Source organism: Ignavibacteriales bacterium, from assembly GCA_026390815.1.
Classification (GTDB): Bacteria; Bacteroidota; Ignavibacteria; order Ignavibacteriales; family SURF-24; genus JAPLFH01.
The window spans coordinates 36,862-59,103 of sequence record JAPLFH010000040.1 but is presented as its reverse complement, the minus strand read 5'-3'; the positions used below and the strand labels follow the sequence as shown (position 1 = coordinate 59,103).

20 protein-coding genes are annotated in these 22,242 nt (G+C 34.9%); 9 read left to right on the top strand and 11 right to left on the bottom strand.

Annotated features, from left to right (window positions below; all coding sequences use genetic code 11):
- Positions 1-206: 206 nt before the first annotated feature.
- The 8 genes from gdhA (NTX22_12425) to NTX22_12390 form a co-directional block, all read right to left on the bottom strand.
- Entirely contained in the window at positions 207-1,568 is a 1,362-nt protein-coding gene (gdhA, locus tag NTX22_12425; GenBank protein ID MCX6151327.1) for an NADP-specific glutamate dehydrogenase, read from the bottom strand.
- Positions 1,569-1,761: 193 nt separating this feature from the next.
- Positions 1,762-2,988, bottom strand: coding sequence for an ammonium transporter (locus NTX22_12420; GenBank protein ID MCX6151326.1), 1,227 nt, complete (start codon positions 2,986-2,988; stop codon positions 1,762-1,764).
- Between the two features lie 166 nt (positions 2,989-3,154).
- Positions 3,155-3,787, bottom strand: coding sequence for a response regulator transcription factor (locus tag NTX22_12415; GenBank protein MCX6151325.1), 633 nt, complete (start codon positions 3,785-3,787; stop codon positions 3,155-3,157).
- A 36-nt stretch (positions 3,788-3,823) separates the two neighbouring features.
- Positions 3,824-4,864, bottom strand: coding sequence for a histidine kinase (locus NTX22_12410; protein MCX6151324.1), 1,041 nt, complete (start codon positions 4,862-4,864; stop codon positions 3,824-3,826).
- Positions 4,865-5,040: 176 nt separating this feature from the next.
- Positions 5,041-8,028: a histidine kinase gene (locus NTX22_12405; protein ID MCX6151323.1), complete on the bottom strand. Its 2,988-nt coding sequence runs from the start codon at positions 8,026-8,028 to the stop codon at positions 5,041-5,043.
- 154 nt (positions 8,029-8,182) lie between these two features.
- Positions 8,183-9,676 carry a T9SS type A sorting domain-containing protein gene (locus NTX22_12400; protein ID MCX6151322.1) on the bottom strand — a complete coding sequence of 498 codons (1,494 nt, stop codon included), beginning with the start codon at positions 9,674-9,676 and terminating at the stop codon, positions 8,183-8,185.
- A 162-nt stretch (positions 9,677-9,838) separates the two neighbouring features.
- Positions 9,839-11,167, bottom strand: coding sequence for an NADP-specific glutamate dehydrogenase (gdhA, locus tag NTX22_12395; GenBank protein ID MCX6151321.1), 1,329 nt, complete (start codon positions 11,165-11,167; stop codon positions 9,839-9,841).
- 284 nt (positions 11,168-11,451) lie between these two features.
- A complete protein-coding gene (locus tag NTX22_12390; protein ID MCX6151320.1) occupies positions 11,452-11,589 on the bottom strand; it encodes a hypothetical protein in 138 nt (45 codons plus the stop codon).
- A 156-nt stretch (positions 11,590-11,745) separates the two neighbouring features.
- On the opposite strand from NTX22_12390, the gene NTX22_12385 reads away from it, so the two are divergent.
- A complete protein-coding gene (locus tag NTX22_12385) occupies positions 11,746-12,936 on the top strand; it encodes a Xaa-Pro peptidase family protein (GenBank protein ID MCX6151319.1) in 1,191 nt (396 codons plus the stop codon).
- Positions 12,937-13,164: 228 nt separating this feature from the next.
- Positions 13,165-13,563 carry a DUF2203 domain-containing protein gene (locus tag NTX22_12380; GenBank protein MCX6151318.1) on the top strand — a complete coding sequence of 133 codons (399 nt, stop codon included), beginning with the start codon at positions 13,165-13,167 and terminating at the stop codon, positions 13,561-13,563.
- A 78-nt stretch (positions 13,564-13,641) separates the two neighbouring features.
- Here NTX22_12380 and NTX22_12375 read toward each other — a convergent pair whose 3' ends face one another.
- From NTX22_12375 to NTX22_12365, 3 genes are all read right to left on the bottom strand, one after another.
- Positions 13,642-14,067 (bottom strand): OsmC family protein, encoded by a 426-nt coding sequence (locus tag NTX22_12375; protein MCX6151317.1) that lies wholly within the window; start codon positions 14,065-14,067, stop codon positions 13,642-13,644.
- A gap of 83 nt (positions 14,068-14,150) precedes the next feature.
- On the bottom strand, positions 14,151-14,900 hold the full coding sequence (locus tag NTX22_12370) for a DUF1828 domain-containing protein (protein MCX6151316.1): 750 nt from the start codon (positions 14,898-14,900) through the stop codon (positions 14,151-14,153).
- Positions 14,897-15,382, bottom strand: a complete 486-nt coding sequence (locus NTX22_12365) for a hypothetical protein (GenBank protein ID MCX6151315.1) — start codon at positions 15,380-15,382, stop codon at positions 14,897-14,899. Before NTX22_12365 ends, NTX22_12370 begins: the two co-directional genes overlap by 4 nt.
- A 159-nt stretch (positions 15,383-15,541) precedes the next feature.
- Between NTX22_12365 and uvrB the strand changes: the two genes are divergently transcribed.
- The 7 genes from uvrB to NTX22_12330 all read left to right on the top strand — a co-directional run bounded on the left by uvrB (position 15,542) and on the right by NTX22_12330 (position 22,194).
- Positions 15,542-17,554, top strand: a complete 2,013-nt coding sequence (gene uvrB / locus NTX22_12360; GenBank protein ID MCX6151314.1) for an excinuclease ABC subunit UvrB — start codon at positions 15,542-15,544, stop codon at positions 17,552-17,554.
- 45 nt (positions 17,555-17,599) lie between these two features.
- Complete coding sequence (locus tag NTX22_12355; protein MCX6151313.1) at positions 17,600-18,295, top strand: Crp/Fnr family transcriptional regulator; 696 nt, start codon at positions 17,600-17,602, stop codon at positions 18,293-18,295.
- A gap of 172 nt (positions 18,296-18,467) precedes the next feature.
- Positions 18,468-19,094 (top strand): DUF6448 family protein, encoded by a 627-nt coding sequence (locus NTX22_12350; protein MCX6151312.1) that lies wholly within the window; start codon positions 18,468-18,470, stop codon positions 19,092-19,094.
- 15 nt (positions 19,095-19,109) lie between these two features.
- Positions 19,110-19,454, top strand: coding sequence for an antibiotic biosynthesis monooxygenase (locus NTX22_12345; GenBank protein MCX6151311.1), 345 nt, complete (start codon positions 19,110-19,112; stop codon positions 19,452-19,454).
- Positions 19,454-19,912 carry a hypothetical protein gene (locus NTX22_12340; GenBank protein MCX6151310.1) on the top strand — a complete coding sequence of 153 codons (459 nt, stop codon included), beginning with the start codon at positions 19,454-19,456 and terminating at the stop codon, positions 19,910-19,912. The genes NTX22_12345 and NTX22_12340 overlap by 1 nt, the downstream gene beginning before the upstream one ends.
- A gap of 74 nt (positions 19,913-19,986) precedes the next feature.
- Positions 19,987-20,535, top strand: a complete 549-nt coding sequence (locus NTX22_12335; GenBank protein MCX6151309.1) for a hypothetical protein — start codon at positions 19,987-19,989, stop codon at positions 20,533-20,535.
- A 30-nt stretch (positions 20,536-20,565) separates the two neighbouring features.
- Positions 20,566-22,194, top strand: a complete 1,629-nt coding sequence (locus NTX22_12330) for a cbb3-type cytochrome c oxidase subunit I (protein MCX6151308.1) — start codon at positions 20,566-20,568, stop codon at positions 22,192-22,194.
- Positions 22,195-22,242: the final 48 nt, after the last annotated feature.

Below are 22,242 nucleotides of genomic sequence, written 5' to 3'. Positions count from 1 at the left end.
GAATTATATTTTTGCACTTAAGAATTTTGCTGGGGAATGCGATTAATTAAAAAGCCCCTTCACTAAGGGAAGGGGCTGATAGATAGGCTCTATTTACACAACTCCCTGATCCATCATTGCATCAAGAACTCAGCCCCCTAAATCCCCCTATGGGGGACTTAAATAGATTCCCCTTCCCTTTGGGAAGGGGTTGGGGATGGGCTGTACTATACCACTCCCTGATCCATCATTGCATCAGCTACTTTTAAGAAGCCACCAATATTGGCACCATTAACGTAATTACCCGGGGTTCCAAATCTTTCCGCTGTTACTACGCAGGTTTTGTGTATGCTTTTCATAATCATTCTTAAACGGCTATCAACTTCTTCTCTAGACCATGGCAGGCGCATGCTGTTCTGTGTCATTTCCAAACCGCTTGTTGCAACGCCACCAGCATTTGCTGCTTTTCCTGGTCCATAAAGAATTTTTTTATCAAGGAAAATCTCAACTCCATCCGGAGTAGTTGGCATATTTGCACCTTCGCTTACAACATAAACCCCATTGTTCACTAAGTTATTTGCATCCTTTACATTTATTTCATTTTGTGTAGCGCATGGAAATGCACATTGTGCTTTGTGGCTCCACATTGGATTATAATCCAGCTTCGGATCAATCGGTGTGAAAATAGCGCTCTTGTATTTGTCAGTGTATTCTTTAATTCTTCCGCGTCTTACATTCTTTAGATCCATAATATATTTTAGTTTTCCGTTATCAATTCCTTCCTCATCGTATATGTACCCATTGGAATCGGAAAGGGTAACTACCTTACCACCAAGCTCATTTATTTTTTCAACTGTGTACTGGGCAACGTTGCCGCTGCCAGAAACTAAACAAACCTTTCCATCAAATGTTTGTTCTTTGGTTGCAAGCATTTCTGAAGCAAAATAAACAGCACCAAAACCAGTTGCTTCCGGACGAATGAGTGAGCCGCCCCAGTTCAATCCTTTACCAGTTAAAACACCGGTAAATTCATTTCTTAATTTTTTGTACATTCCAAACAGATAACCAATCTCTCTTCCGCCAACACCAATATCACCGGCAGGAACATCTGTATCCGGACCGATATGACGGAACAATTCACTCATAAATGCCTGGCAGAAGCGCATAATTTTCAAATCGCTTTTTCCTTTTGGATCGAAATCGGAACCACCTTTACCGCCGCCCATAGGTAATGTTGTTAAGCTGTTTTTGAATACCTGTTCGAATGCTAAAAATTTTAGAATGCCAAGATTTACTGATGGATGGAATCTTAATCCACCTTTGTACGGACCAATTGCACTGTTCATTTCGATCCTGTAACCACGATTGATATGAACTTCACCTTGTTCATCAACCCAGGGAACGCGGAATAAAATCACTCGCTCTGGTTCTATTAATCGCTCTAATATTTTTGCAGATCGATATTCAGGATGGCGTTCCATTACAAGCACAAGCGAATCTGCTACTTCCTGCACTGCTTGATGAAATTCTGGTTCGGCTGGATTTTTCGCTTTCACTTCAGCCATTAAATCTTTTACGAAATCAGACATTGTAGACCTCCAATTTTGGTTTAAAAATTATTTGATTTAAAATTTGAACAACAGGTTAATTAAAAATGTTGTTTGACTATCGCTTAACTTTTTTCTTTTACAAATACTTTTTTATTTGATTTTTCAAACCTTATATCTCTACGGATAATCAAATTGTCATTTACTTTTAATTCTGAATTAATAAAAAATATTTTCATAAATATGCCGTCTCTCCATGTAATACAGCATCCAATCCTTTTTCCTCTTCTTCCTTTGTTAAGCCTACCACAGAAACTTTATCAATTAGCCAAAGAACAAAGTAGGTAAACCCAAACGCGTACACTGAACTTATTGCTATAGCCAAAAGCTGAACCTGAAAGAATTTTGTGCCGCCGAAAATCAAACCATCTGTTCCTGCTGGATTAATGCTTACCGAACTAAATACTCCAAGCAGAATTACTCCGAGCATTCCTCCTACACCGTGAACACCCCATACATCAAGTGCGTCATCCCATCCTAATTTATTCTTAAGAGCAACAGCAAAGTAACAAACTACACCAGCAGAGATGCCAATTATTACAGCTGAATTTATGCTTACAAATCCGGCTGCGGGTGTAATTGTAGCAAGACCAGCAACGGCTCCGGTTAATAAACCAACAAATTTTGGTTTCTTTTCAAGGCGCCAGGCTAAGAACATCCAGGTAACTGCTGCAAAGGAAGCAGCGGTATCAGTATTAAGAAATGCCATTGCAGTAATGCCGTCAACGGCAAATTGACTTCCAGCATTAAATCCATACCATCCAAACCAAAGCAACCCGGTGCCTAAAGCTATTAATGGTATGTTATGAAGACCGGGATCTGAAACTTTTCTTTTACCTAAATAAACTACGGAAGCAAGTGCTGCCATTCCAGCAATGTTATGGACTACAATACCGCCTGCAAAATCTTTTACGCCCCAAACTGCAAATAATCCACCGCCCCAAACCATATGAACAAAAGGAAAATACACAAAGAGAAGCCACAGAATTAAAAATATGAGATACGAACTAAACCTTACGCGGTTTGTGAATGCACCGGTAATTAAAGCAGGAGTTATAATTGCAAACATCATTTGATAGGCAACAAAAACAATTAACGGGATACTATGATTTATTGGCGTTGGCGTCAGGGGATTTATTCCCAAAAGAAAAGCATTATTCAAGTTTCCAAATATTCCACCCCAGTCAGTACCGCTTGCAATATCTCCGCTAAAGCAAAGTGAGTAGCCAACAGCCCACCATAGAACAGTAGTTATTCCCATTGAAACAAAACTCTGTATCATAATCGCAAGAACATTTTTCCGTCCAACAAGTCCGCCATAAAAGAATGCTAAGCCGGGCGTCATAAGCATTACAAGACTTGTAGCTATTAGCATAAAACCAGTATTACCAGTATCGAACATTTTACCTCCGGTATTTGCACAGTTGAATTTTTTGATTTACAGATCAAAAGAATTTATTCTTTCAATATGGGAAGCAAAATAGGTGGTTGATAAGGATGGTGAAAGAATAATTTTTATGATAATTGTGTAGTAAAAATTATTACAAGATGGCTGGTTAAAATCAATGTCAGTCAATTAATTTGTTTTGAAGAACATACTGAGTCAATTCAACATTGGATTTAAGATTCATTTTTTCAAAAATTCTATTGCGATAAGTATAAACTGTTGGAACACTGATGGATAATTCTTCTGCTATTTCTTCTATTGATTTTCCGGATGCAATTTTACACATTATTTCATATTCCCGGTTTGATAAAATTTCATGTGGAGATTTATTAGTTTTATCTCCAAGTCTATCAGCAAGTTTTTCTGCAAGAGTTGGACTAATATATTTTCCACCGCCAACAATTTTTTTAATTGCCTTCACTAATTCTTCCGGGGCACTAACTTTTTTAAGATAACCGGCAGCTCCTGCTTTTATAGCTCTTATTCCATATTGCTCTTCACCATACATACTAAGAATTAAAACAGGAATTTGTGGGAAACGAATGGATATATCTTTTAAAATTTCAATGCCACTTTTACCCGGCATGTTTATATCTAGAATTATTAAATCAAATTCCTGCTTTTCTAAAATAGGAAACAATTCCTCCGCGCTGCCCGCTTCTCCCTGAACAACAATATCATTTTCTTCAGCAACTATCTGCTTCAAACCTTGCCGTACAATTGAGTGATCATCGGCTATTAATATTTTAATCATGTTTTTTCATTCCGTCTTTCATTTTATACTCAACCTCTAATTATCAATCGGAATTTCCACCTTAACCGTAGTTCCTCTTTCCATTGTACTTTTAATTATAACTTCGCCGCCAAGAAGTAGTGCTCGTTCTTTCATTCCCAAAATACCAAGCGATTTTGGATCATTAATCTGATTCATCGTTATTCCCTTTCCATTATCAGTAATTTCCAAAATAAAATTATTCTTTAATTCTTCAAGATAAATTCTAACTCTTGTTGCGTTAGCATGCCTTGCAACATTCGTCAAAGCTTCCTGAAATATTCTGAATATTGCAGTAGCCTTTTCTTGTTCGAGTAAAATTTCTTCTTTGGGTAAAAGCCACTCAAAGTTAATTCCGGTACGCGTGTGAAATTCCTGTGCTTGCCACTCGATAGCCGGTATTAATCCAAGCTCATCCAAAATTCCAGGGCGTAGTTTTGAGGTGATGCGCTGGACAGACTCAACTGAATCATCTAAAAGTTTTGCAGCAGATTCCAACCTTAACTTTAAATCCTGTTGATCCTCCCGTAGTTTTTTAGAAAGTAATGTTATTTGAATTTTAAGAACAGTTAATACCTGCCCAAGTTCATCGTGAATTTCGCGCGCTATATTTGTACGTTCTTCTTCGCGGATTGATTGTAAATGTGAAGAAAGATTTCGCAACTGCTCGGTTGTACTTTTTAGTTTTTCCTCCACACGTTTTCTACCGACTGGTTCCCTCCCAACAGAGATAACTATTTGTTTTCCGTCTAATTCAAAAAGGATAGAATTGATTTCCAAAATTAATTTTAGGTTATTTTTTGTAATAAGCGGGGCATCAAAATTAATTTCACCTTCTTCAATTAACCTTTCAATAACCGGGATTAATTCCTTCTCAAAACTTACCTCACATATTGAAAGTAAATTTAACTGCGAGAGTTGATTTTTTGTATAACCAAGTTTTTTACATGCGGACTCGTTAACCATCGTAAAATTACCGAGGGTTTTACCGTAGTTTAAGTTGCAGACAAAAACCGGGTCGCTAAGGTTATCAAATACAAGGTTAAGAAAGTTTTCCATTTATAATTTATTTCAGGTTAAATATAGTCTATAATGAAAAATTTAATTCCAGCAACCATCTAAAATCAAAATTCTTTTTCCCGCTCAAAGGTTTGTTGATATAAAACGGTAAATCAAATTTGATAAATTTGAAATCAATTCCAACTCCAGCATCACATCGGAGTATATCAAAGGAATCAACCTGCTTTTGGTTTTAAAACGACTCCTTTATTTTGATGACCATTTATTTTTACAATTATCGGGTTTTCAAACTGAAGATGCTTTGTGAATTTTAATTCCTCTATAACCGGCTGGTTAGATAACCAATCCCAATCAATAAAATCTTCTTTTAAATGTGAGTTGACTGTAAAATATCCAACTCGGAATGATGTTAGATTTTGAAAGAAGTGCGAACCTTGTGATGGAGTAACGCTAAAATCTTTAAATCCAGATTCTACAATTGCATGAGCGCCTGAGATTTGATCCCACGTAACGGGAATACCAAGCCAATGATCGAGCGAGCCCCATCTTCCAACTCCTACCAATAAGTATGGTCTTTTCTGGTTTAGTAATTTTGTGTTAAGCGAACCAACTTCATATGCTACATCCCTGCTTTTACTTCTGTCAAATTTTTCAATATCCACAACTATTATATCATAGATGTCTTTAATTTCACCATTGCCAAGCACCTGTGTACTTTGTACAATTAAATCTTCCTGATTAAGATCATCAACAATTAAAATTTCATTTTCGCTGCTAAGAACCATTGGGCGCATTTGCAGTAAACCAAACTCTTTCAAAACTCCGGGTGGAGTTTTCAGATTAACAGCAAATTCTATTTCAATTTGGGCACCCATTCCCCAGTGCCCTAAATCCAAAAGCAAATCCAGAATTTCCGGTAGAGGAAATATTTTATGTTTTAGAATTGGAGCAAATGTAACCACCCTTGTTCCAGCGCGGGATATTCCATCATAAACAGAATCATTTTCTGCTGAATATGTAGACCCAACTGTAAACAATGTTAAGTCTTCTTCTGATTTTTGAAGTTCATAATTCTGCACATAAACATCTTCCGGATGTGCCGTACAATCTTTAGAAAAAGCATTTAAATTAAGCGCATAAAAATCCTGCTGTGCGTTACGTATTGTTTCCTTTGTTGAAAAAAACTGCAGAAGATGCCGCGGATACTTTGGACAGAAACGAACAGTGTTCCCACCTTCAACTACTGTTTTACCAAGACCTAAAGCTATTAACGCAATGCCATCCGAAGATTTTTGTGGAGGAACCGGATAAAAGTTATAAGATTTTGCAACGCCCGCAAAATCAGGATAATGTCTTCCTTCTTTTCTTTCGGAACCAACCATCTTTTGAATTATAACCGCCATCTTTTCTTCTTCTAGCCGGTATGAAGTTGCTTTCATATAATCTTTGGCTGCTTTGTAGAAAGTGGAAGCGTAAACCCGTTTTATACTATTTAACAGTTCACGAATTCTAATTTTTGGATCAGTATTATTATTTGGAATCATATAAGTCTGGTAAACACCGGCAAAAGGCTGAAATTGGGAATCTTCTAACAAGCTGGAAGAACGTACAGCAAGAGGAACCTTAACCAATTCCAAAAAATCTTTCAACCGATGGATAATATCTTTTGGAAATTTCTTTGCTGATAAAAACTTTTTGGTAAGAATTTCATCATCATCTGTATTAAGAGCAAAACCTATTAACTGGTTATCTTCCATGAACTGATCGAAAACATCTGTTCCAATAACAATTGCAGATGGAACATAAATATCAATTCCTTCAAACTTATTTGTGATGTTAAAGTTTGTAATTAAGTTGTTGATGAATCCCAAACCACGCGCTTTACCGCCAAGTGAACCGCCGCCAATACGTGCAAAACTGTTTTGCTCATCAAAAGTATCTTTAGCAAAATCTGTGGTTATTCCTCTTGTTCGCAATGATTGATAAAGTTGGATGGATGAAATTAATTCCTTACGTAAATCTTCAACTGAAACAAAATCGGTAACCTTGCGCGGGCGAAGCCGGTGTGCCAGCCAAAATTCCGTTCTTGCTTTTAACCAAATTGAAAAATGATTTCGTTCAGCATGATACTGTATGCTCTCCGCCGGTACAACCTTTAACTGCTCTTCCAATTCCTTAATGTTAGTTGCTTTGCCAACTTCACCACCATCAAAGGTTCTAAATGTAAAGTCACCGAACCCAAAATTGTTGATCATAAACTCACGCAATTCATGTAAAAGTCTTGGTGATCCTTTCTGTAAGAACGATACACCAACAGCGCGTGCTTTTTCTGCTAATTCAGCATTACTCGATTGGAGCAGGATTGGAATATCTGCATGCCGTTCTTTAACTGCCTGTGCAAAACGAATTCCCGAGATTGGATCCTTAACTCCATTCCTTTTAAAATTTATGTCAGAAATGATCCCGAGAATAGAGTCGGAATATTTTTCGTAAAAGCCCCAGGCTTCTTCGTAGTTTGTACATAAAAGAATTTTAGGTCTTGCCCGCATACGCAAAAATTTATGTGTTAAGTTCACGCCTTCAGAAAGCAATCTCTGCGATTGCTGGAACAACTCATTGTAAATTATTGGCAGGTATGATGAATAAAATTTTACATTGTCCTCAATTAAAATAATTGATTGAACACCAACAACTTTGCTGTCGTTCTCAACATTCATTTTGTCTTCGATGCACTTTATAATTCCAATTAGTAACCTGTAATCTCCCTGCCAAATAAATATTCTTTCAAAAATTGAAGTATCAAAATTTGAGACTAATTCTTTCCGTTCCCTGTTATCATACGCAAGAAGAATAATCGGAATTGTTATTCCTTCCTCGCGTAACTGTTTTGCAAATTTTATAACGTGCATATCATCTATATGCAGCGTTGTAATGATTATATCAAAATGATCCGCTTCCTTGGCAATTTCGATTGCTTCTGCTCCGCTTGAAATATGTGTTATTTCCGGGGAGTGATTTAGATTTAATCCCTGGTATTCCTTTCTTAGTAATTCATACAATCTGCCATCTTCTTCAAAGAGGTAAGAATCGTAAAGGCTAGAGACAAGAAGAATATCCCTGATTTTATAGTGCATCAGTTTCTGGAATTTCTGGATCCGTTCCCCGTAAGAATACTCAGTATGTAGTTCTTTAAACTTGTTCATGATTTAATGCGGAATGTTGCTATCAATAATTTGATGGTTAATATAATAAAAATAATTCTGTATTTGGAATAGAGAAGCAGAGTGAGAGGAAGCGGAAATTAAAAGGATTTTTAATAGTTGTATTCAGCAGTATAGTCGAACTGTTCTTATTCTCTTATCGTATAAGTACCATCTTTTTTGTAACGGAAGTTGATCCCGTTGTTAACTGGTAGAAATAAACTCCGCTTGATAGTCCGTCGGCATTGTAATTAACCAAATATTTACCTTCTTTTTGAAATTTATTTACTAACATTGCTACTTCTCTTCCCAATACATCATATATTTTCAATTTAACATCGCTGAGGTCTGATAACTGATAGCTAATTACCGTTGTTGGATTGAATGGATTAGGGTAGTTTTGATACAACTCGAATTTTTTTAGGGTATTATTATCTTCATACTCAACATTTGTTACAGTAGTATCTCCATATAATTTTCCATTAATATATGCTCCGATAAGATAACTACCACCACCTTCTATAGTTGATTCAGTTAATCCAAGTCCTCTTGTAAAATATATACCATCATTAAGCATGTCAGGATACCGGAAAAAATAAATTGTGTTATAATTTTTATTGTTTATTCTTTGTATTTTATTGAAACTTTGATTCATTTTAATAGTATCACCTAAACAAGAACTAAATTTGTATACAGGCATCGATGATTGAGTATTGTTCTGCCAGCTATAAATAACATTGTTCTCATTCCTAACAAATGTTGAACCATTAAAAACAAAATATCTGTTTCCATCTGGTAGTAGAGTATCACCCGTTACTCTGCTGGTTGTATAATATTTCATGGTACCTGAAAAACTCAAGTACACCCAATAATCCCCAACGTGAAGTGGATAAAACTCATTCCAGTCTATCTTCTGCCTCTTTGCAAGAAGGTAACCATAGGTAATGTCTTTTATTATTCCACCGAAAAAACTTCCTTGAAGTAGTTCTTTTTTTTCGGCTCTCCCTTTATAGTTAATAATCCCAAAATTTTCGACTAATGTAATATTATATTCAAAATACCAATCAACAGTATCTATTAAACTAATATCAATGGCTTGTAGCGTATCTCCGAATGCTGCTACATTATATATTTCATCAATTCTCCAAATTTTATCTGGATAGGGTGAGATATAAAATGTGTATTCTTTAAGAGGATAGTCAAAAAGAAGACTATCCTTATCATCATAATAAATATATATTTTATTTGTAGAATCTTTTCTTTGATAGCTATAACTTGGCTTTTCATTAATACTGTTGCAGTATTTACCTTCTCTTATTACTTTATAACTTATTCCATTAGGCATTAGTGTATCACCAATAATCTCTTTGATATATGAAAATTTTAAATATTCCTTGTTGTTAAATAAAGTAGTTGTATCTTCTTCAATATATTCCCAGAAATCACCTGTATTAAGAGGGTAAAAATCAGGCTTACTGTTGTTAGGATTTATTTTCTCGTTAGTTTCCAATCTCTGAAATACCGGTTTCTTTTTCTTTTCTAATTCTTTAATAAACGCTGGTTTATAATTTTCATAATGTTCAAAAATTTCCTGCGCATCAATTATATTAATTGAAAAGAATAAAAGAACAATACTTAATAGAAATTTCATAGTCTCCTCGAGAAAGTATTCTTGTATCAGACTTCTATAGGAAGATTTTCTCCAGACAAAAAACTTTGTTTACAAAAATATTTTACTTTCATTTTTTAACCCCGAATAAGAAATATGAAAATAAATCCCCTTCCTTTTGGGAAGGGGTTGGGGATGGGCATTTTATACTAAACCTTGATCAATCATTGCATCAGCAACTTTTAAAAATCCTGCAATGTTGGCTCCGATAACATAGTTATTAGCAAAACCAAATCTATCTGCAGTACTTATGCATGTATCGTGTATCCTGATCATAATCTCGTGTAATCTTTTATCAACTTCTTCTTTGGGCCAAGGCAGGCGCATACTATTTTGGGACATTTCCAATCCTGATGTTGCAACTCCGCCAGCGTTGGATGCTTTGCCAGGTGAAAATAAAATCTTAGCTTCAGTAAATACTTTATATCCTTCCATAGTAGTTGGCATATTAGCACCTTCGCAAACACAAATACAGCCATTCTTTACCAATTCTTTTGCATCGTTTCCATCTAATTCATTTTGGGTTGCACAAGGCATTGCAACATCTACTTTAACGCCCCAGGCTCTCTTTCCGGCATAGAACGGAACTTTAAACTCTTTTGCGTATGGTTCAACCGCATCCTGTGCGCTCGATCTAAGTTTGAGCATATAATCAATCTTTTCGCCGCTGATGCCGTCCTTATCATAAACAAATCCATCAGGACCGGAAAGTGTAACCACTTTTCCACCCAACTGATTTATTTTAATTACAGCACCCCAGGCAACGTTTCCAAATCCGGAAACGGCAAAAACTTTTCCGTCAACCGATTCACCTTTTGTCTTCAACATTTCCTGCGCAAAATAAACCGCACCAAATCCTGTTGCTTCCGGACGGACAAGTGAACCGCCCCAGTTCAAACCTTTGCCAGTAAGAACGCCTGTAAATTCATTCTTCAATCTTTTATATTGACCAAACAAGTAACCAATTTCTCTTCCACCAACTCCAATATCACCGGCTGGAACGTCTGTATCAGCACCAATGTGACGGAATAATTCGGTCATAAAACTCTGGCAGAAACGCATAACTTCGTTATCACTCTTACCTTTAGGATCGAAATCTGAACCACCTTTTCCGCCACCCATTGGCAATGTTGTAAGTGCATTTTTAAAGATTTGTTCAAAACCTAAAAACTTTAAAATTCCTAAATTAACTGAAGGGTGGAATCTTAATCCGCCTTTATATGGACCGATTGCACTATTAAACTCAACTCTGAATCCGCGGTTAATATGAATTTCTCCCTGATCATCCATCCAGGGAACACGGAATGTAATGGTTCTTTCAGGTTCAACCATTCGTTCTAAAATTTTAGCAGATTTGTATTCCGGGTGTCTTTCTAATACAACTTCCAAAGATTCTGCAACTTCCTGAACTGCCTGATGAAATTCAGGTTCTGATGGATTTTTAGCCTTTACCTGTGCAAGTAGCTTATTAATATAATCTGACATAAAAGCCTCTGATTGTGATTTTAAATTTGTTATTTTTTTGATGTTAAACTAATAATTACTTTTTTAGCATCAAAAATTATTTTCAACACTGCCCAGACGCAACTTCCATGCCCATCAAAAATTTGGTTTAAGTTGTTTTAAGTGAATATACTCTTTTATTACATATTTTTTTTCTTAAAAATAGTAAAGCATATTTTCAAAAATAGGTATTGAACATTGGGCTTGTTTAATGTTCTCTTGTCAAAGAAATCAGAAAGTAGTTCTGCGGAACCTTACAAGTTTGGTGAATTAAGTAAATCTATTGCTTTATCAACTGAAAGATGATTACCATAAATGAAACGACCCGAATATTTAGTGGAATATGATTCTTGAATAACTTTGCTAATGTCTTGCGTTGATTTAATAATCATTGATACTGAAAAAATTATACTCAGTTCTTTTATAATTTTTATCTGTGGCATATTACACTAAAAATTGTTTCTTGCCTAACTATTCTTAATTGGCTAACTTTAATATAAATAAAACTGGATTTAAAAAATTCTTTCGTTAACAAATTTGGAGTTGCAATGTCGAAAGAGATGATTAAAGAGAAACTAAATCAAGCTGTAAAAATTCTGCAGGAAAAAGATGTTGATATGTGGTTGATTTTCACCCGCGAAAGCTCAACTATAAAAGATCCAAGTATGGAAATAGTTGTTGGAACAAACTGCACATGGCAATCGGCGTTCATAATAAATAAAAATGGTGATACAATTGCTATCCTTGGTTCGCTTGATGTCCCCAATATGAAAATGCAGGAAACATATGGAACAGTGGTTGGTTATCTAAAATCAATTCAAGAATCGTTACTTGCAACATTAAATAAGTATAATCCAAATAAAATTGCTATCAACTTTTCCCGCGATTCCAATTTGGCAGATGGATTAACACATGGAATGTACCTTGAGTTAATTGATCATCTTAAGGATACAAAATTTGCAAACCGATTAATATCATCTGAAGAAATTATTTCAGCATTACGTGGAAGGAAATCTCAGGCGGAACTTGGAATAATGAAAGAAGCCATCAACGAAACACTTAAAATATTTGATCAGGTTACAGGATTTATTCGTGTTGGTATAAGTGAACAGGAAATTTCTGACTATATGAAAAATTTGGTAAAACAAAAAGGCTTTGGTTTAGCCTGGGAAGCTGATTATTGTCCATCAGTTTTTACCGGACCAGATACAGCAGGAGCACATGCAGGACCAACTGTACGTAAAGTTGCACCTGGACATGTTCTAAATATTGATTTTGGAATTTCTATTAACGGATATTGTTCCGATCTGCAGCGTACGTGGTATATCCTAAGAGATGGCGAAGATAAAACACCGGAAGAAGTTTTGAGAGGATTTAATGTCATAAAGGATTCCATTAAACTTTCCGCAAAAGAATTAAAACCCGGCAAACAAGGCTGCGAAATTGATGACGTAGCAAGAAATTATATTTTGAAAAATGGCTATGAAGAATATCCGCATGCTCTCGGTCATCAAATTGGTAAGGTTGCCCACGATGGCGGAGGCTTATTAGCACCACGCTGGGAAAGGTATGGCAATCTTCCATTTAAACTTGTTGAAGAAGCACAAGTTTATACTCTTGAACCGAGATTACCAATAAAAGATTACGGCATAGCAACTATTGAGGAAGAAGTTGTTGTAACTAAAGATGGGTGCGAATTTCTGTCTGATCCCCAGGAAGAAATTTATTTGATAAGATAAGTTCAATTTTTACTTCAAAATAATCTTTTAGATAAGATTTTAACTCCAATTTAATAATTGGAGTTTTTTTTGAAATCACAATTAACGTTGCCAATCTGTAACGCAAATCATATACTATCCCATTCATTCAACTAACATGTTGCAATTAACCGAATAGTGATTATCTTTATAAATAGAGAGGTAAAGAAGGAATATTATTGCCAGAATTTAATATGAAAGAATGAACTTATGAATTTTACAAAATACTTTACTCCAGATGAAGCAAGCAAAACATTACCGTATGTTAAAAGGATTGTGCGCGATATAATAAACACAAGTGAATTTATACGTTCATTAGCCACGCAAGGAGAAAAAGACGAATTTAAAAATTTAGAGATGCAAACTTTAGCTAAAACTATAAATAATTATATTAAGGAACTTGAAGAAGTTGGCTGCTATTATAAAGACTGGAATTTTACAATTGGTCTGGTGGACTTCCCTTCAATCATAGATAAAAAAGAAGCAATGCTCTGCTGGCGCAGCGATGAAGATGAAATTATTTATTACCACGAATCCCAATCCGGTTATGCGGGTCGTAAATTAATTCCAGAAGAATATTTTTTAAATAAAGAAAAAGTGCTGGATTAGCTTTGGAATTCTGGATGCTTGATAAAGTAATACATCTGGTTTCCAGAATCTTAAACCCAACTTTCATGATTCTAATTATTACTTCGCTTCAATCCTATACGAATGAGTAACTTCAGCAGCTTTTTCAAGCATCTTGGTAACTGCACAATATTTCGTTTGCGAAAGATCTATCGCTCTTTCAATATCTTTTACAGGAAGGTTATCTCCATAAAAAACATATTCAATGTGAATCTTTGTAAAAACCTGCGGATGTTCGTCTGCAAGATCTGCCGAAATGTTAATTTCAAAATCTTTCATGTTAATTCTTTTTTTCTGAAGAATAGAAACAACATCGCTTCCTGTGCAGCCACCTAAACCGATCAACAACAATTCTTTAGGTCTAATGCCGGCATTGCTTCCACCAAATTCCTCGGGTCCGTCCATAGTAATCCAATGGTTGGAATCCGTTTTGCCTGCAAAGGTGATTCCTTTTATTTGTTTGATATAAGCTTTTCTGGTTCCCATTTATTACCTAATTATTTATAGAAAAAAACAGGTGGATTTCTGATGATAATTAAATAAAAATAATTTAGATAATTATAAATTTATTATGCAACGAGCTTAAATTTGTGTTTTTCTCTTTGAGACCAAGGAATATCATAAATTCCATATTCCTTTATCGCTTGAATGACATCGACGGGTATTTCTTTATCAATATCATTTAGTACCATTATACCTTCATTATCGCGAGCCAATTTTGTATCCTCAAATCCAAATAGATGTGAAATAATATTTTGTTTTTTGGGATTAACTACAATTTTTAATATTCTTTCAGTTTCTTTTTGTGAAGCAGGAATCAGAATATCAAACTTGTGCTGAAATGTACTTTTTCCTTGCAATATAATATTCCTTGAAAAACGGACAGAGTTATGGTTTAAATAATTTACAACATCTTCAATAAAATATGATTCGACTTTTGGTTGTGCTAAAACATGTAAATCATCTACAGCTAAAATTGCTTGAATAAAATTATGCTTCCTCATTGGAAAAGTCTGAGGTGTGGCGTAACTTAGTAATTCATTCCCACTTACTGATATTCCGAAACCATTTAATATAACTTCAAGTTCCTTCTTCCTAGATGGTGTATTAAACTCCAATCCTTCCATTTCAAGATTTTTAATTGTATCACCATCATCTGTTATTACTATTCTATCGTTAGCATCTCTTTTAAGATAGATTTGAATATAGTCATTAATGTGATTTACGAAAGGAGTGGATATTTCGTAATATCCATTTACTTCCTTGTAATTTATTTTTTGTCTTAACCAATCAATATAGCTTTGTATAAGATCTTTCATAATAATAATCTCTTTTCAATTTCTGGTAATTTTTTAGCATTACAATAAGTAAAAAATTCTATCATAATATCATAAATGTCCTTTCCCTTAAAATTAAAAAATAAATCAGCAGGTACTGCCCATTTATTATTAAAATCTTCTATGTAAATATGCAAATGGGGACACTCAATTTCTTGTCCATTATACGGTTTTAAAATTTCCAGCGGGACTTCATTTATTTCTGGGTTAAGATGTGCAGGTCCGTCAATATCCAATCTTCTAAGTATATATATCTTCCTGACACGACTCTGATAAGTAACTTTCCTTATTTTTATTATTGATCTTGTTATATCAAATAAAAAACTTTCTCTTTTATCCAGGGATGTAAAAGGAATTACTAATTTATCCCCGGACACAGGGAATGTATATTTTGCATCGTCTTCAGGTATTTTTTCTATTTGGAAAAAATAATCTGCTTCAGTTTGTGTTATTAAATATGACATAATCTTTTTATGGTGTAATATAACTTTTATTTTAACGCAAGTAAATAATATTTCATTAAGATTTCCAAACTTTTCGATTAGATATTTTATTATTCCTTTTATTTTTATACTTCCTTCTTTACATTATCTAAGAAAGAAAAAATGAATAAGAAAGATTATATGCCAGAATTCCAACTTGAGTCTACCTACAAACCTACGGGTGATCAACCAAAAGCAATACAAGAATTGGTTGAAGGATTAAACCGCGCAGAAAAGCACCAGGTATTGCTTGGAGTAACCGGCAGCGGTAAAACTTTTACAATGTCTAATGTTATCGCCCAGGTGAATAAACCTACTTTAATCATTTCGCACAATAAAACTTTAGCCGCTCAACTTTACTCCGAATTCAAATCCTTCTTTCCAAATAATGCAGTTGAGTTTTTTATTAGTTATTACGATTACTATCAGCCCGAAGCTTATGTTATTAAAAGAGATTTATACATCGAAAAAGATTTTTCCGTAAATGAAGAGATTGACCGGCTGCGGCTTAAAGCTACTACTTCCTTAATTGAAGGAAGACGGGATGTAATAATTGTTGCAAGTGTAAGCTGCATATATGGAATTGGTGCACCGCAAGAATACGCACGACAAATCATTTTTATAAAAAAAGGAATTGCCCTTACCCGCAAACAACTAATGCGTAAACTGATTGATATTTATTACACCAGGAACGATATCGAGTTTACCCGTGGCACTTTCCGCGCACGAGGTGATGTAGTGGAAGTAATTCCTGCTTATCAAAACGATGAAGCAGTAAGAATAGAATATTGGGGAGATGAGATTGAAAGAATTTCGATAATTGATTCGACAACGGGTAATATTATTCGCGAAGTTGATTCAGTCCCAATTTATCCAGCAAAGTATTTTGTTACTACAAGAGAGCAGGTAAACCGTGCTATAAAGGATATTGATGATGAACTGCACGACAGATTAAAATACTTTAACCAGCAGGAAAAATATTTGGAAGCGCAACGAATAGAACAAAGGACCAAATTTGATATTGAGATGATAAAGGAAATTGGTTACTGTTCTGGCATTGAGAACTACTCAAGGCATATGGAAAATCGCCCACCCGGTTCTCGTCCTTCCTGCTTGTTCGATTACTTTCCCAAAGACTATCTTTTGATAGTGGATGAATCGCATGTAACGATGCCGCAGATAAGAGGAATGTATAATGGCGACCGCTCGCGGAAAGAAGTTTTAGTTGAATATGGTTTCCGTCTTCCTTCTGCTCTGGATAACCGCCCGCTAAAGTTTGATGAATTCCAGGACTTGGTTAACCAGGTTATTTATGTTAGCGCAACTCCTGCCGATTATGAGCTTGAACAATCGAAGGGTGCCTTTGTAGAACAGGTTATTCGTCCCACTGGATTGATTGATCCTGAAATTGAAATCCGCCCGATTAAAGGACAGATTGATGATCTGATTGGTGAAATAAGAATTCGTGTTGCCAGAAAGGAAAGAATTCTTGTTACCACATTAACAAAAAAAATGGCTGAAGATTTAACAGACTATCTTGACAAGATTGGAATTCAGGTTCGCTTCATTCACAGCGATGTTGAATCACTTGAAAGAGTTGAGATTATCCGTGATTTACGTTTGGGTGATTTTGATGTTCTTGTTGGTGTAAATCTTTTAAGGGAAGGACTCGACCTGCCTGAGGTTTCTCTGGTTGCAATCATTGATGCTGACAAGGAAGGATTCTTACGAAGCGAGCGCTCGTTGATGCAGACTGCTGGCAGAACCGCACGAAATATAAATGGAAGAGTAATTATGTATGCTGATAAGCTTACCCAATCAATGAAGAAAACAATCGATGAAACAAACCGCCGGAGAAAAATACAGACGGAATATAACCAGGAAAACAACATTACTCCTGTTACAATTTATAAAAGCGTAGAAGAAATCATGAGCTCTACTTCAATAGCCGATGTTAGAAAAAAAGAGAGCGACAAACCGGCTTCCTTTACTAAGGTTGCCGAACCTGTAATAAAGTATATGAGCAACGAACAAAAACAGGATTTAGTTGAACAGCTTACTGAGGAAATGCTTAACGCTGCAAAAGATTTGGAGTTTGAACGTGCTGCATCGCTACGGGACGAAATTGATAAATTGAAAAAAATGATGAAATAGAATTTTCCCTCTTTTACATAAGTTAATCTTAGTTATTTTTGCATTATGAATATTAACCGGATAATAATAAAAGATAAACTTCGCGAGCTTCATCTATTCTCTGAACTTGATACAGAACAGTTAATGCAAATAGCATCTATCAGCAGTATTGATTGCCATAAAAAAAATGATGTTATTTTTAGGGAAGGTAGTATATACAAAGGCTTTTATATTTTACTAAAAGGAACAATAAAGGTTTATAGAAAAACTTCCCGGGGTAAAGAACTAACTCTTCATATAATTAAACCGTTTAATGCATTTGCAGATGTCCCATTATTTGAAGGAAAAATTTATCCTGTTAATGCGCAGGCTGTGGATGATTGTACTTTATTATTTATTCCAGGCGACGGTTTTAAGAAATTATTGTTGGAGAACCCAACAATTTGCTTTAAAATGTTAAGCGGTTTTGCAAAAAGAATGAGAGCGCTAACAAGAAAAGTCGAAGACTTGACTCTAAAGGATGTTTCAATCCGTCTTGCTGAATATTTAATAAATGAAGTTATTCGATCAGGTACAGAAAAACTTACTGAACCAATTATTAAACTAGTCATTTCTAAAAAAACACTTGCTTCCTATCTTGGAACAATCACCGAAATACTTTCCCGTACTTTTCACAAACTTGAAAATGAAGGACTTATTAGAGTTGCAGATAAAAAAATATTTATTAAGGACTTCAATCGCTTAAGAGAAATGGCTCGTTGATTTCCTGAAATACCGCACGACTTATTAAATTATATTTCTTTCCTCCACCGTTTCTAATAAAACTTGAATAAGTAAATAATTTTTGATTAATTGACTTAAGTCAATCTTTAATGGATACTTCTTTGTGTTATTGTTGTTTTAATATTTAGAAACAATAAAAAAGAGGTATAAAATGAGAACATTAAGAAGAATCAGTTTACTAATTATATTCAGCATATTAATCTTGTCTCCAAAAAATATTTATGCTCATTGCGACGGACTGGATGGTCCGGTTGTAAAAACTGCAATGAAAGCTTTGGAATCCAACAATGTGAATTTAGTCCTGATATGGGTTCAAAAGGAAGATGAATATTTTATTAAAGATGCTTTTAAGAAAACTCTTTCCGTAAGGAAACTGAATGAGGAAGCAAAAGACCTTGCTGATATGTACTTCTTTGAAACCTTAGTAAGAATACATAGAGCAGGTGAAGGCGAACCATATACAGGATTGAAACCAGCCGGAAGAGATTTAGGTGCAGTGATACCCGCCGCAGATTTATCTATTGAGAAAGGCAAACTAGAACCCCTCGAAAAAGTTTATAAACAGAAAAATCTGCCAATTGATAAAATTCAAATGCTCTTTAAAGAAGTAATTGAAAATAAGAATTATAATATCAATGATGTTGATGCAGGTAGAAAGTATGTAAAGGCATATGTAGAGTTTCTGCATACGGCTGAGCACTTGTATGATTCATCTGAAAAGACAAAGGCTGAGAAAAAGCACAAATTGGAAAAAGCAGAATCTAATCACAAACATTAAAAAGGAGAATAATTTATGTTTATAAACACTATTGAGTTCCCGCCAATAAAAGCTGGCAAAGAATCTGAGTTTCTTGAGTGGTTTAAATGGTCGAATAGCGTTTACAAAAAATTTACTGGATTTATTTCCAGGCGACTCTTGCAACACACTAAAGGAACTGGAAGCTATGTTATTTTAATGGAACACGAAAACGATAAGACCTTTATGAATATGCATACAAGCAAAGAACAAAAAGAATCTTTTGCTAAATTAAAACCATTACTTGAAGGTTCGCCTTCAGCAAAGTTTTATAATGTTATTATAGATAACGAACAAAAAAAATATTATTTTAATTCAAGAGATTTTAACAAGGATATCTAATGTTTTCCACAGTTAGGTATTTTATAAAAACCAGCATAATCTTTCTTGTAACAGGAATACTATCCGGACTTTACATTTTGATAGCAAAAGAATTCTATAGCATTTGGCCACATCCGGAATTGGTTTCTGCCCACACAAATATAATACTGCTTGGTTCTGTAATGATGATGATTATGGGTGTGGCGTTATGGTTCTTTCCACGAGCCGAGAAAGATGATAAACTTTACAAACCGGATCTGATTCTTACTACATATTTTATAATTACTTCCTCAACTATAATCAGATTTTTATCTCAAGTTATTTCATCTTTTATTTTGCCAAACCAACTTCTAAAATTATTACTTGTGGCTTCTGCCGCTGGACAGGTATTTGGAATCATTATTTTTTTTATTTCTATGTGGGGAAGAATTAGATCTGTTGGTAGTCATATTCGGGAAGCTAAAGGAGAAAAGTTTTAATCAATAATTTTATTATCAAATACAACGTACTGAATTTAAATAAACAAATAGATTTACAAAAAAAAGGTTAAACTATGATTGATTCAAATACTGTATTGACGGGACAAACAATCGCCTACACTTTTTATGTCCTTGCAATTATGGCTTTAATGGGGTGGTTTGCATACAAGATAACAAGAGATGGTTCCGGTAAAGGAATCAAACCAGCAATATTTTATTCGTTTGTAGTTTTTCTGGTAGTTATCGGAGTCTCTCTTCATATTGTAACGCATGAAACAATTCCATGGAAACCGATGGATTTAAATCGTGCAGAGATTAAAGCCGATAAGGAATTTCATATCACTATGAAGAACCACCTAATTCAACTCCCATCAACAAAACTAATAATAACAAAAAATGAGATAGTAAGATTTATAGTTGATTCGAAAGATCTAACTTATGGTTTTGGATTATTCAGAAGCGACAACTCAATGGTATTCCAGATGCAGGTAATTCCCGGTCATCTTAATGATATTCTTTGGCAGTTCGACCGCGCGGCTGTTTATTCTATCCGATCAACTGAATATTCGGGTCCTAAGGGAGTAAATATGATCGTGAGAAATGCTATCGAAGTAGTTGAATAAAAAATTTTACAACTTATAAGGAATTTGAAAATGAGTTTTTTACAAATATTAACAAACGGAGAACAAGGTTTATTCAAACCTAATTCCCTAACGCCAATGCAAAAATTAACATTGCGGTTTGTTGTAGTTGGATTGATCTATTACGGTGTTGTTGTTATTGAAGGAATGTTGATGAGATTATTTGAAGTTAATCCCAATCTTGCTTTGGGCGTAGAACCAAAACAGTTTTTTGCTATAATGACGGCACACCCACTTGTAGGAATTTTTGGTTCTACATATTCCATTGTATTTGGCGCCTTTCTTTTCCTTGTTCCATTCTTAATGAAAAAACCATTGTGGAGTATTAAATTAGGAAACTGGAACTTTTGGTTAATTGCAATCGGCACTTTTGTGTTTTGGTTTGCTGGATTTGTATCTCACTATTCTCCTCTCTACACACTTTATTGGCCTTTGCCGGCAGATTTTTCGCAGTTTAGTGTTTTAGGTGGAACTTTCTTTATCGTTGGGATTGCACTCGTAATGGTAGGGACTGCATTTTTTGTTATCAATATTTACAAGACTATTACATATACTCCCGATGGCTGGGAGAAACAACCTAAAGGCGCATTAATAAAATCTGCACTCGGATTAACTGGTTTAACAAATCTATTTTCAAAAAAGAAAAAAGAACATTTGGTTTCTCTACCTGTTGCTGCAATAGCAAGAGGAACAGTTGACACTGCTTTTAATGCTGTGGTTATTTTATTCGCCGGTGTTTTAATATTAGTTTATATGGTTGCCGAATTATTTGGAGTAAGTCTAAAACATTCTGCTATTGATGCTTTATTATATAAAAATTTTTTCTGGTGGGGTCTTGATTTAATTGCCGATGGACTGGTTTTAATATTTGTTGCCGGTACATGGTATTTACTTGCAACATTAATTACTGGCAAAAAATTATTTATGGAAAACTGGGCGCGTGCAGCTTTATTTATTGAAATGGTTGTTAGCTGGACTGTCTGGTCGCATCATTTAATGTCAGATCAGGCACAGCCAGGTATATTAAAAATTCTATCCGGGGAAATGGTTACTGCGTTTGAACTGATTACACAAGGTTTAGCTTTCTTTATTACACTTGCAACACTTTGGAGCGCAAGACCATTAAAAATGAGTCATCCATTAAAATTTTTACTTGGCGGATTGCTCGGATTTGCTTTAGCTGTTCCAGCGGGTATTATGCAGGCTGATTTAGGATTGAATAGAATTCTTCATAACACTCAATGGATTGTTGGTCCTCACGTTCACGTTGCAATTTTAGTAGGATTGACAATGACACTATATTCGGCAATATATTTTCTCTTTCCAATCCTTACTAACGGAGCAAAACTTTATAGCAACAAATTGGCGAACTTCCATTTCTGGGCACATCTTCTTGGTGGAATTGGAATGGGCGCTTTTATGGGGATGGCTGGATTAAGGGGAATGTTACGCCGTTCAATTTACCTCAACGGCGAATTCAATGTTTATATGATATTAGCAGCGCTTTCCGGCTCATTGATTCTTCTGGCATTTTTGGCGTTCTTCTATAATATTGTTATGAGTGTTGGATTGAAAGGTGTAATTGGAATCTTTATGCCTTCTAAATTAAAAACGACTGATTTATTGCCAGCCGAGAAATGAGATAAATATTTTTTAAGATCTGTAAAACAGAGCCCGATGTTTCCATCG

What these genes read in the sequence shown, in the direction of transcription:
- gdhA (MCX6151327.1), bottom strand. Translation starts at nt 1,568, where the DNA reads ATGTCTGATTTCGTAAAAGATTTAATGGCTGAAGTGAAAGCGAAAAAT.
- NTX22_12420 (MCX6151326.1), bottom strand. Translation starts at nt 2,988, where the DNA reads ATGTTCGATACTGGTAATACTGGTTTTATGCTAATAGCTACAAGTCTT.
- NTX22_12415 (MCX6151325.1), bottom strand. Translation starts at nt 3,787, where the DNA reads ATGATTAAAATATTAATAGCCGATGATCACTCAATTGTACGGCAAGGT.
- NTX22_12410 (MCX6151324.1), bottom strand. Translation starts at nt 4,864, where the DNA reads ATGGAAAACTTTCTTAACCTTGTATTTGATAACCTTAGCGACCCGGTT.
- NTX22_12405 (MCX6151323.1), bottom strand. Translation starts at nt 8,028, where the DNA reads ATGAACAAGTTTAAAGAACTACATACTGAGTATTCTTACGGGGAACGG.
- NTX22_12400 (MCX6151322.1), bottom strand. Translation starts at nt 9,676, where the DNA reads ATGAAATTTCTATTAAGTATTGTTCTTTTATTCTTTTCAATTAATATA.
- NTX22_12390 (MCX6151320.1), bottom strand. Translation starts at nt 11,589, where the DNA reads ATGATTATTAAATCAACGCAAGACATTAGCAAAGTTATTCAAGAATCA.
- NTX22_12385 (MCX6151319.1), top strand. Translation starts at nt 11,746, where the DNA reads ATGTCGAAAGAGATGATTAAAGAGAAACTAAATCAAGCTGTAAAAATT.
- NTX22_12380 (MCX6151318.1), top strand. Translation starts at nt 13,165, where the DNA reads ATGAATTTTACAAAATACTTTACTCCAGATGAAGCAAGCAAAACATTA.
- NTX22_12375 (MCX6151317.1), bottom strand. Translation starts at nt 14,067, where the DNA reads ATGGGAACCAGAAAAGCTTATATCAAACAAATAAAAGGAATCACCTTT.
- NTX22_12370 (MCX6151316.1), bottom strand. Translation starts at nt 14,900, where the DNA reads ATGAAAGATCTTATACAAAGCTATATTGATTGGTTAAGACAAAAAATA.
- NTX22_12365 (MCX6151315.1), bottom strand. Translation starts at nt 15,382, where the DNA reads ATGTCATATTTAATAACACAAACTGAAGCAGATTATTTTTTCCAAATA.
- uvrB (MCX6151314.1), top strand. Translation starts at nt 15,542, where the DNA reads ATGCCAGAATTCCAACTTGAGTCTACCTACAAACCTACGGGTGATCAA.
- NTX22_12355 (MCX6151313.1), top strand. Translation starts at nt 17,600, where the DNA reads ATGAATATTAACCGGATAATAATAAAAGATAAACTTCGCGAGCTTCAT.
- NTX22_12350 (MCX6151312.1), top strand. Translation starts at nt 18,468, where the DNA reads ATGAGAACATTAAGAAGAATCAGTTTACTAATTATATTCAGCATATTA.
- NTX22_12345 (MCX6151311.1), top strand. Translation starts at nt 19,110, where the DNA reads ATGTTTATAAACACTATTGAGTTCCCGCCAATAAAAGCTGGCAAAGAA.
- NTX22_12340 (MCX6151310.1), top strand. Translation starts at nt 19,454, where the DNA reads ATGTTTTCCACAGTTAGGTATTTTATAAAAACCAGCATAATCTTTCTT.
- NTX22_12335 (MCX6151309.1), top strand. Translation starts at nt 19,987, where the DNA reads ATGATTGATTCAAATACTGTATTGACGGGACAAACAATCGCCTACACT.
- NTX22_12330 (MCX6151308.1), top strand. Translation starts at nt 20,566, where the DNA reads ATGAGTTTTTTACAAATATTAACAAACGGAGAACAAGGTTTATTCAAA.